This is a genomic window from Sphingorhabdus lacus, from assembly GCF_009768975.1.
GTDB classification, from domain to species: Bacteria; Pseudomonadota; Alphaproteobacteria; order Sphingomonadales; family Sphingomonadaceae; genus Sphingorhabdus_B; species Sphingorhabdus_B lacus.
This window is the reverse complement of the sequence record NZ_CP035733.1, coordinates 1,411,408-1,422,182: the sequence shown is the minus strand read 5'-3', so window position 1 is coordinate 1,422,182 and position 10,775 is coordinate 1,411,408. Positions and strand designations below refer to the sequence as shown.

The 10,775-nt window shown below is 57.4% G+C and carries 9 protein-coding genes and 1 riboswitch; all 9 genes read left to right on the top strand.

What is annotated here, in order from left to right; translation table 11 throughout:
* Window positions 1-64 precede the first annotated feature (64 nt).
* The 9 genes from ftsZ (at window position 65) to EUU25_RS06600 (ending at window position 10,761) form a co-directional block, all read left to right on the top strand.
* Window positions 65-1,558, top strand: a complete 1,494-nt coding sequence (gene ftsZ / locus EUU25_RS06640) for a cell division protein FtsZ (RefSeq protein ID WP_158899440.1) — start codon at window positions 65-67, stop codon at window positions 1,556-1,558.
* A 114-nt stretch (window positions 1,559-1,672) separates the two neighbouring features.
* Complete coding sequence (locus EUU25_RS06635; RefSeq protein ID WP_158899438.1) at window positions 1,673-3,562, top strand: tetratricopeptide repeat protein; 1,890 nt, start codon at window positions 1,673-1,675, stop codon at window positions 3,560-3,562.
* Between the two features lie 39 nt (window positions 3,563-3,601).
* Window positions 3,602-4,747 carry a deoxyguanosinetriphosphate triphosphohydrolase gene (locus tag EUU25_RS06630; RefSeq protein WP_158903187.1) on the top strand — a complete coding sequence of 382 codons (1,146 nt, stop codon included), beginning with the start codon at window positions 3,602-3,604 and terminating at the stop codon, window positions 4,745-4,747.
* A 4-nt stretch (window positions 4,748-4,751) separates the two neighbouring features.
* Window positions 4,752-5,402, top strand: coding sequence for an NAD-dependent epimerase/dehydratase family protein (locus tag EUU25_RS06625; RefSeq protein WP_158899436.1), 651 nt, complete (start codon window positions 4,752-4,754; stop codon window positions 5,400-5,402).
* 34 nt (window positions 5,403-5,436) lie between these two features.
* Window positions 5,437-5,526: riboswitch (glycine riboswitch) on the top strand.
* A 132-nt stretch (window positions 5,527-5,658) separates the two neighbouring features.
* Window positions 5,659-6,798 carry a glycine cleavage system aminomethyltransferase GcvT gene (gene gcvT / locus EUU25_RS06620; protein ID WP_158899434.1) on the top strand — a complete coding sequence of 380 codons (1,140 nt, stop codon included), beginning with the start codon at window positions 5,659-5,661 and terminating at the stop codon, window positions 6,796-6,798.
* Window positions 6,795-7,166, top strand: coding sequence for a glycine cleavage system protein GcvH (gene gcvH / locus EUU25_RS06615; RefSeq protein WP_158899432.1), 372 nt, complete (start codon window positions 6,795-6,797; stop codon window positions 7,164-7,166). The genes gcvT and gcvH overlap by 4 nt, the downstream gene beginning before the upstream one ends.
* A gap of 42 nt (window positions 7,167-7,208) precedes the next feature.
* Window positions 7,209-8,567: an aminomethyl-transferring glycine dehydrogenase subunit GcvPA gene (gcvPA, locus tag EUU25_RS06610; protein ID WP_158899430.1), complete on the top strand. Its 1,359-nt coding sequence runs from the start codon at window positions 7,209-7,211 to the stop codon at window positions 8,565-8,567.
* Window positions 8,564-10,135 (top strand): aminomethyl-transferring glycine dehydrogenase subunit GcvPB, encoded by a 1,572-nt coding sequence (gcvPB, locus tag EUU25_RS06605; protein ID WP_158899428.1) that lies wholly within the window; start codon window positions 8,564-8,566, stop codon window positions 10,133-10,135. The genes gcvPA and gcvPB overlap by 4 nt, the downstream gene beginning before the upstream one ends.
* A complete protein-coding gene (locus EUU25_RS06600; RefSeq protein ID WP_158899426.1) occupies window positions 10,132-10,761 on the top strand; it encodes a DUF938 domain-containing protein in 630 nt (209 codons plus the stop codon). The genes gcvPB and EUU25_RS06600 overlap by 4 nt, the downstream gene beginning before the upstream one ends.
* Window positions 10,762-10,775: the final 14 nt, after the last annotated feature.

Sequence of the window (10,775 nt, the reverse complement as noted above, 5' to 3'; positions counted from 1 at the left end):
TTTTCTTTTGTGTCAGAAGCATGAAAATTTCTAATAAGCCAATGTTGGCTAGGGGGATGTAGACATGAGCATCAATATCGGTCCACCCGTGGTTGATGAATTAAAGCCAAAGATTGCTGTGATCGGCGTTGGTGGCGCTGGCGGAAACGCTGTCGCCAACATGATCGGTGCAAAAGTCGAAGGTGTAGATTTCGTCGTTGCCAATACTGACGCACAGGCGCTCAACGCATCGCCGGCGGAATATCGCATCCAGCTTGGCCCTGATATCACGCAGGGACTTGGCGCCGGATCGCGGCCCGAAGTCGGTCGTGCCGCTGCCGAAGAGACGATTGAGCAGGTTAAGGCAGCTCTTGCGGGTTGCCATATGTGCTTCATCGCTGCGGGCATGGGCGGGGGTACCGGCACCGGTGCGGCACCTGTCATCGCCAAGGCTGCGCGTGAGATGAACATTCTGACGGTCGGCGTTGTTACCAAGCCGTTCCTGTTTGAAGGTTCGCGCCGGATGCGTTCGGCCGATTCCGGGATTACGGAACTTCAACAGCATGTTGACACGCTGATTGTGATTCCGAACCAGAACCTGTTCCTGGTCGCCAATCCGAATACGACATTTAAAGAAGCCTTCTTGCTGGCCGACGAAGTTCTGCAGCAGGGCGTGCGTGGTATTACCGACCTGATGGTGATGCCGGGCCTGATCAACCTCGACTTTGCCGACGTGCGTTCTGTGATGCACGAAATGGGTAAGGCGATGATGGGTACTGGTGAGGCGGAAGGCGACGGTCGTGCGCTGGAAGCTGCCGAAAAGGCGATTGCCAACCCCTTGCTCGACGGCGTGTCGATGCAGGGTGCAAAAGGCGTTATCGTCTCCATCACCGGTGGCGAAGATATGCGCCTTATGGAAGTCGACGAAGCTGCCAACCATATTCGCGAACTGGTCGATCCGGACGCAAATATTATCTGGGGTTCGGCGTTTAACGAAAATCTGAACGGTAAAATCCGCGTTTCCGTGGTTGCAACCGGTATCGACAATGACGGTTCGGTTGCTTCGCCTAGCGCGCATGCGACACGTCCTTTTGCCTTCAGCCGTCCGACAGAAACCGTTGCAGAGCCTGAAGTTGCACCGGTGGAAGCACCGGTCGCTTTTGCGGAACCGACACCGGAAATCGTTGTCGAAGAGCCATTTGACGTTTCGACGGAAAATGACAGCGATAGCCTGGAACTTGGTCGCCAGCATGTTGCGGATGCCGACTATGAACCCGTTGCTGCCGCTTCTGAAGACGAAGCTGCCGAAGAGGGCGATGATGACCTTCTGGAACTGGGCGAAGCGCTTGTTGAACCCGCAGAGGATGCGGCGCAGTCCTATGAGCCTGCTGCAGACGTGACACCTGCACCCGATCGTCCCGCGCCACGCGTGTCGACCGGTGGAACCTTGTTTGAGCGAATGTCCAACCTCTCACGCGGACTGTCCCGTGGTGAAGAGGAAGAAGACAGCAGCAAGGATGCAAGCGCAGCAGGCGGCCTCAACATCCCGCGGTTTTTGGACCGTCAAAGCAACAATTGATCGTCGGCTGACAAGCTGACGTTCATTTTGTCTCCTTTATGCAACCATTCAGCGAAGGAGGGCGGCGCCCTTCTTTGCTTCGGTTCTGTGTGGCACCATTAGAGGCGCATGAATGTGACAATGTTACGTGCGATTCCCGCCATTGTTTACGCTATGGTTGCGACGGGTGCCGCTGCGCAGGCGGTCGATGAATCCGCGCTGGAGGCGCTCGAAAAGACCAGTCCTGTCGTCCAACCGGTTGTGGCGGAACCTGCGGGTGCTGCCGAGTTGCGGTCCGCAATGCGGCGCATCTCGCTAAGCCCGTCCGATGCCGATGCACTCGCCGATGCCGGGAATGCGGCATTGATGTTGGGCGATGCCAACGCCGCGCTCAATTTCTTCACCCGCGCCAATGCAATCCGGCCAAATAATGGTCGCATCGTTGCTGGCCTGGCAACGGCGACAGTCCGCACCGAAAATCCCTTTGAGGCGCTTCGGTTATTCGACGACGCAGTCCGTCTGGGCGTCAGCGAACGATCCATTGCTGCGGATCGTGCACTTGCCTTTGATTTGCTCGGCAATTTCGGACGGGCGCAACAGGATTATAAGCTTGCGCGCACTGCGTCTGTTTCAGATGACTTGATCGTCCGTCACGCCATATCCACGTCGCTGTCCGGCCAAAGCGCGGATGCAGACGCGATGCTGCTCCCGCTTTTGCAAAAGAATAATCCGGCAGCGTGGCGGGCGAGGGCATTCATTCTCGCCTCCCGCGGTGACTTTCGGGAGTCGGCAAAGGTAACCCAGGGCTTCATGGACGCCCCTTCCGCGCAACGCATGGAACGCTATTTGCGATTGATGCCCGATTTGACCGGCGCACAACAGGCGGCGGCGATCCATTTGGGGCATTTCCCCGCGAGCCAATATGTCGGCCGTGACAGCGAACAGGTCCGCCAGGTTGCATCCACCATTCCGGCCGTGAAGCCGGCCGCGAACGATAGCCGCTTGATACCGTCTGGCGATCCTTTTGGAGCGAAACCGGCGAAAACTGCGGTTGCTGAGAAACCCAAAACGACGGAACGCCGCCGCGACCGGAAGGCAAGGGAGCAAGAAGAGGTCAAGGCAATTGTTGCCAACATCCCGGACTCACAAAAACTTCCCAAGGTGGACACCGCGCGCCTAGGTACCGAAACCGCGCGCGCCAAAGTTGAAGAAGCTAGCAGTGCCAAGATGGTTGTAGCGAACAGCTCTGCGCTTCCTCCGCCTGAATCTGCCCGACCTCTGGAGCGCGTGGATATCGGTCCGCGCGATACCAAGCCGGCGATCCAGACCACGCCGCCGCCGGTAAGTGTTGCCGTTCCGACTATACCCCAACCCGTCAGTCAGGCGCCGGCAATCACCACCGATAGCGTCGTAAAGACAGAAACAGTCGCAGCGCGCATGGAGCCTGCTGCCGCCGCACCTGAGGCTGTGAAGGTAAATGCGGAGCCTGAAGGCACGAAGATGGCTGCGCTTCCACTGGAAACCGCGCCAATACCGACGCCTGCACCCCAAACCGCCGCCAAGCCAGCTTTCGATCTTGGCGCAATTGTAAGCTCCATCGAGATTCCCGAAAGCGAGCAAAAGCCTTCGGCAGTTGCGGTCGATTTGAAAAAGATCAAGCCAGTGACTCCTAAAATTGCGGCCGTTGACGAAGCCGGTAAGGCGGCAAAAGCCGACCCCAAAGCCGCCGCCAAGGCCAAGGCACCACCACCCAGTCCGGCACGTTTCTGGGTCCAGATTGCGACAGGTGATGCCGGCGCATTGGGCTTTGATTATCGTAAATGGGCAAAGAAGAGCCCTGACCTGTTCAAAGCGACATCGGGCTGGACATCCGCATGGGGCAAAACCAGTCGCTTGCTGGTCGGACCTTTCGCAGACCAGAAGCTCGCCAAGAAATGGGAAACCGATTTCAAAAAGGCAGGCGGCGACGGCTTTATGTGGAAAAGCGAAAATGGCGTAGTGGTGACCGCGCTAAAAGGCAAATAGCGGCTAGCAGTTGCCATGGCTAAGCGGCATAAGCCGCGCATGACTTCAATTGCCTCTTATGCCTGCCACCCCGAAAAGAGCCGGGGGCGATATTATCCTGAACCAGATCATAATGTGCGCGGGCCCCGCAATATCTTCCAACGCGACCGCGATCGCATCATCCATTCCATTGCGTTCCGCCGTCTGCGGCACAAGACGCAGGTGTTCATCTCGCCCGATGGCGACCATTACCGCGTCCGTCTGACGCACAGTCTGGAAGTGGCGCAAATCGGGCGCACCATCGCGCGGGCGCTTGGTTTGAATGAAGATCTGACCGAGGCATTGTGTCTGGCCCATGATATCGGGCATCCGCCATTCGGGCATGCAGGTGAAGATGCCCTTGAAGACGCGATGAAACCCTATGGCGGCTTTGACCATAATGCCCAGACACTGCGCTCATTGACCGAACTTGAATCGCCTTATCCTGCATGGCCCGGTCTCAATCTGAGTTGGGAATTGCTGGAAGGTCTGGCGAAACATAACGGGCCGGTTGAAAATCCCGGTTGGGCGCTGGCGCAAGTGGATGCCAGGCATAAGCTGGACTTGCGAAGCTGGCCTTCGCTTGAGGCGCAAATCGCCGCGATTAGCGACGATATCGCCTATGATAATCATGATATTGATGACGGAATACGGGCGGGATTGCTGGATATCGATCAATTGCTCGAACTGCCGTTCGTCGCGGAGCGGTGGCGGGGGATCGAGGCGCGGTTTCCGAATGTCAAACCCCGCCGTCTGATCGGGGAGCTAACCCGCGAGCAGATCGGGACAATGGTCAACGATGTGATCAGCTCAACACGCGAACGGATTGCAAAATTGGGAATTTCATCTGTCGACGATGTGCGTCAGGCAGGCGTGATGATTGGCGGCTTTTCCGATGCGATGGCGGCTGAAGAGCGGGTGTTGAAAACATTCATGTACCGAAACCTATACCATCACCAGACACAGCTGGATGCGGCAGATCACGCCAGAACCATCATTTCGCGCCTATTTGCTATCTATCATGCAGAGCCGGATCGGATGCCCGCGGAATGGCAAGAGAATATGCCTGCGACAGAACCGGAAGCCAGCCGCCACATTGCCGACTTTCTGGCCGGGATGACCGACCGTTATGCGACAAACAGATATGAAGAACTGAACGCGGAGTAAGCGCATGAGCCGAGTCATTATTGCTGGGGCATCAGGTCTGATCGGCAGCAACCTCTGCACTATGCTGGACGGGCATAAGGTGGACTTATTGGTGCGGAGGCCGATTGCGAACGTGCGCGATGCCATCACACAGCATGTTGCCGATCCCTCGCGTTGGCCTGACATCATTACGACGCTAAATCCGGATGTCGCTATCTCATGTCTCGGAACAACCTGGAAAAAATCAGGTAAGGACGCGGCACAGTTTCGCGCGGTCGATCAGGATCTGGTTCTGGCCTTTGCAACCGCTGCCCATTTTGCCGGGGCAACGCAGTTTATTACCGTATCTTCTGTCGGTGCGACCAAAGACACCAGCAATCTCTATTTGCGGACGAAAGGGGAGGTCGAAGATTCGCTGGCGCTTCTGGCCTTCGATCGTCTCGACATATTGCGCCCCGGCTTGCTGACTGGCGACCGGCAAAATGATCGTCGCATAGGCGAACGTGCAGCCATTTTGGCCGCACCTATTATCGACCGATTGATTCCCAGTGCCTTTAGCCGTTTTCGGTCAATTCCGGCGTTTGCGGTTGCGCGCGCAATTGCGAAGCTGGTTGGAAACGGGACAATGGGCAGGTTTATCCACGAAAATGAGGCTATCGGTACGCTGGCCGGTTGACTCTCTCACGGCACATAGCCAAGGGAGAGGTGTCGCTGACGAAACGGGAGAGTGACAGGTTCGCCTGTCCGCCGAAGGAGCAACCGCCCCGGAATCTCTCAGGCAAAAGGACCGCTTCGGCTTTTGCGACACTCTGGAAAGCGCTCACCCTATGTGGGCCACCGAAGGGGTAAAGCTCTCAGGTATCCGTGACAGAGGGGGTAGCAGGTAAGACATCAACCGGTGTCTGTCGCTGCGACTCTTGGAACGGATTGATATGAGCGACGAAGAATTAGAACCCATCGAAATATTGGAATTGCCGCTGGGTGACTGGCATCGGGCACGCGGAGCCCGCATGGTCGAATTTGCCGGCTATCATATGCCGATCCAATATGAAGGCATCATGGCCGAACATTTATGGACGCGCGAAAACGCAGGTCTGTTCGACGTAAGTCATATGGGCCAGTTAATGCTGTCCGGCGAAGGTGCAGCGGATGCTCTGGAAAAGCTGGTGCCCGGCGACATCAGCGCGTTGAAAGAGGGGCGGATGCGCTATTCGCTACTGCTCGACGAAGATGGCGGCATTTTGGACGATCTGATGGTTACGGCCACCCCTATGGGGTTATATGTGGTCGTCAACGGCGCCGTAAAGTGGGACGATATCGGCTTTCTGCGCGAACATCTCCCTGATGAAATCACCATCAACCATATGGACGACCGTGCATTGCTCGCACTTCAGGGTCCTAAAGCCGTTGATGCCCTTTTGCGTGTCGTGCCGGGCGTCGACGCACTGTTTTTCATGGAGGCAGGTTCCTTTTTCTGGGGACCAAAGTCCGATCCCGAACCCCTCTGGATCAGCCGTTCGGGCTATACCGGCGAAGACGGATTTGAAATTTCGGTGCCCGCATCGCATGCAAAAGTATTGGCAGACGCCTTATGTGCCCAAGCTGAAGTCAAGCCTATCGGCTTAGGCGCGCGGGACTCGCTGCGGCTGGAGGCCGGGCTGCCCCTGTACGGGCATGATATGAACCCGGAAATTGACCCGGTTGAAGGCAATGCATCCTTCGCAATATCGAAGCGTCGCCGTGAAGAGGGCGGGTTTAATGGTGCCGACCGCATTTTGAAGGCGTTGGCACAGGGTCCAGCACAAAAGCTGGTCGGGTTTGCCGTGGACGGCAAAATGCCCGTGCGCGAAGGCGCGCCCGTTTATGCACAAGACGGTCAAGTGGGATCAATCACATCCGGTGGTTTCGCCCCCAGCGTCGGTGCGCCCATCGCCATGGGCTATGTCGCCAGCCAACACACGCCAATTGGCACCAAGCTTGAGGCAGAGGTTCGCGGCAAACGCGTTGCCCTGACCGTCGCCGCCTTACCCTTTATTCCCCATCACTATCACCGGAGAGGAAAAGCCCTATGACCCGTTATTACACCGAAGATCATGAATGGATTGACGTCGATGGCGACAGCGCAACCGTCGGCATCACCGACTATGCGCAAAGCCAGTTGGGCGACATCGTATTTGCCGAAGTGCCCGCACCTGGTGCCGAGTTGAAAAAAGGCGGAGATGCGGCGGTGGTTGAATCTGTAAAGGCGGCATCGGACGTCTACGCCCCTGTCAGCGGAACGGTAACCGAAGGCAATGATGCCCTGGAAGGCGATCCGGCTCTCGTAAACAGCGATCCCGAAGGTGAAGGCTGGTTTTTCAAGCTGACCCTGAGCGATACCAGCGAACTCGACAGCCTTATGGACGCAGCCGCCTACAAGGCATTTGTAGAAGCATTGTAAACGCAATCCTGCATCTGGAATTGCGAATAAGGATAAGATTACATGCGTTATCTCCCACTTACCAATACGGACCGTCAGGCCATGTTGGCTGTTATCGGCGCAAAATCCATCGATGACCTTTTTGTCGATGTTCCCGCAGAGGCCCAGTTGGCCGGCCCCATCGCCGGTTTGCCCAACCATGCGAGCGAAATGGCGGTTGAGCGGCACTTTTCCGATCTTGCGCGCAAGAATATGGCGGCGTCGCACCATCCCTTTTTCTTAGGCTGCGGCGCCTATAAGCATCATGTGCCGGCGTCGGTGGATCATATCATACAGCGCGGTGAATTTCTGACGGCCTACACGCCTTATCAGCCCGAAATTGCGCAGGGCACGCTGCAGATGCTGTTCGAATTCCAAACGCAGGTTGCGCGTCTTTTCGGATGCGATGTTGCCAATGCGTCCATGTACGACGGTTCGACGGCATGCTGGGAAGCCATTGGTATGGCTGGACGGATCACGAAGCGGCACAAGGCAATCCTGTCGTCAGGCCTGCACCCGCATTATGTCAGCGTCGCCCGCACCATGGCAAAATATACCGGCGACAATCTCGATACGGCATTGCCCGAATTGTCTCCCACCTCCGACAGCGCGCGTCTATTGGATGCCATTGATGGCGAAACAAGCTGCGTTGTCGTGCAATATCCTGACATTCTGGGACGCATTGAGGATCTATCGGCAATTGCCGCGAAGGCGCATGAACATGGCGCATTGTTGATCGCGGTCGTCACAGAGCCTGTTGCTTTGGGTGCAATCAAGGCACCAGGTGAAATGGGGGCGGACATCGTGGTGGGTGAGGGGCAGTCCCTCGGGGTCGGCCTTCAATTCGGCGGTCCATACGTCGGGCTGTTTGCCTGTAAGGAAAAATTCGTGCGCCAGATGCCGGGGCGTCTATGTGGCGAAACGGTTGATGCCGAAGGCAAGCGCGGCTTTGTGCTGACCCTGTCGACCCGCGAGCAGCATATCCGGCGGGAAAAGGCGACGTCGAATATCTGTACAAATTCAGGATTATGCGCCCTTGCCTTCAGTATTCACATGACATTGCTGGGTGAAAAGGGACTGCGCGGATTGGCGCAGGTCAATCACGCATTGGCAGTTCAGGCGGCTGACCGGTTGACCCAAATACCCGGAGTGGAGTTGGTCAACGACAGCTTCTTCAACGAATTCACCCTGCGCTTGCCAAAGGAAGCACGGCCGGTTGTGCGCGCTCTTGCGGACAAGAAAGTGTTGGGCGGCGTGTCACTCGGACGCCTTTATCCCAAGGCCACCGAACTGGAAAATGGACTGGTTGTGGCGGTGACGGAAACCTCTTCAGCCGAAGACATCGAAACCTTTGCCACCGCTTTGCAGGAGATTTTGTCATGAGCGCGCTCAATCAAAGCGGCTGGAAGCCTGAAATGGGTCCTTCGGGCGACGCCAAGCCGGCGACCTTTACCGGCAATCGCGCATTGATGCTGGAAGAAGCACTGATTTTCGAGATCGGCACGACCGATACGACTGGCGTAGATTTGCCGGAAGTTGGCAATGTTACCTCACGCCTTGGTGGTCTGGAACGTAACCGCACGATCGGGATGCCCGGCCTGTCCGAACCCGAAACGGTCCGCCACTATACGCGATTGAGCCGCCAGAATTACGCGATTGATCTGGGCTTTTTCCCATTGGGAAGCTGCACAATGAAGCATAACCCGCGTCTGAATGAAAAGGTCGCACGGATGGCAGGTTTTGCCGACGTGCATCCATTGCAGCCGGTCGAGACAGTGCAAGGTGCGCTTGCAGTTATCAATGAACTGGCGGTCTGGCTGATCGAACTGACCGGCATGCACGGCGTTGCCATGACACCCAAGGCTGGTGCGCATGGCGAGTTGTGCGGCATATTGGCGATCAAGGCCGCATTGGAAGCGCGGGGCGATCCACGCAGCGTCATTTTGGTGCCCGAAAGCGCGCATGGCACCAACCCGGCGACGGCGGCCTTTGCCGGATTCTCGGTCGAAAATATTCCCGCAACGTCCGAAGGGCGCGTTGATCTGGATGCGTTGAAGGCGCGGCTTGGTCCGGATGTGGCCGGCGTCATGATTACTAACCCTAACACATGCGGCCTGTTCGAACGGGACATGAAGGCCATTTCCGATGCGGTCCATGCCGCAGGCGGCTATGTCTATTGCGATGGTGCGAATTTCAATGCCATCGTCGGGCGGGTGCGGCCGGGTGATTTGGGCATCGATGCGATGCACATCAACCTGCACAAGACATTTTCGACCCCGCATGGCGGCGGAGGCCCCGGCTCCGGTCCGGTGGTGATGTCCAAGGCACTTTCGCCTTACGGACCTTTGCCCTTTACCGAACGCCATGCCGACGGACGCTACTCGCTGGTCGAAGAAGAAACGGTGGGCGAACGCCATCCGCACAGCTTTGGACGGATGACCGCTTTCCACGGACAAATGGGCATGTTCACCCGCGCGCTGTCCTACATCATGTCGCATGGCGCCGACGGCTTGCGCCAGGTTGCCGAGGATGCTGTGCTCAACGCCAACTATATCCTGCGCAGTCTCGAAGGGACAATGGACGCGCCATTCGCGCATAGCGGGCCGTGCATGCATGAGGCTTTGTTCAGCGACAGTGGTCTGGCCGAAGGTTTCACCACCCTCGACATTGCCAAGGGTTTGATCGACGAGGGCTATCACCCGATGACGGTGTATTTCCCGCTGGTCGTACATGGCGCAATGCTGATCGAGCCCACCGAAACCGAAAGCAAGGCGACCCTCGACCAGTTTATCGGGGCCATGCGGTCCGTTGTGCAGCGCGCGAAAGCAGGCGATCCCTCGCTTAAATCCGCACCGCACCATGCGCCGCGCCGCCGTTTGGACGAAACGCTTGCGGCCAGAAAACCCATGCTGGTCTGGCATGAACCTGAAGAAGCTGTCGCCGCCGAATGAGTGATCCCAAGCCCTTTGTGTTCGAACCGTCGGCAGAGGCCAAGCGCACCGCCCCTGCCACCGAGCGCAATCGGGATGCGATCACCCATGTCTTGAAGGGGTACTTGCCCGCGCAGGGAACGGTTCTGGAAATCGCCAGCGGGACGGGCGAGCATATCGTCCATTTCGCGGCGCAATTCCAGCATCTGGCGTGGCAGCCCAGCGATAGCGATCCGTTGGCACTTGCATCGATCGCCGCGTGGCGCGCCGAATCTGGCGGCGAAAACCTGCTGGCACCGGTCGAAGTTGATGCGGCGGCCGACTGGAAGGTGCCGGATATATCGGCAATATTGTGCATTAACATGGTGCATATCAGCCCATGGGAAGCGACCAAGGGCCTGATGCGTAACGCGGGGCGCCTGTTGCCCAAAGGCGGTGTGCTTTATGTATACGGACCGTTTCGCCAGCAAAACCGGCCCACGGCACCCAGCAATGAAGAGTTTGATCGCAACTTGAAAAGCCGGAACAGCCAATGGGGTCTGCGCTTTGTCGAGGACGTGGCGCAGGAGGCATCGCTCCACGCCTTGCATCTCGATCAGATCATCGAGATGCCCGCAAACAACCTGTCGTTACTCTTCAGGGCCTGAAACCCGAAGCGGCC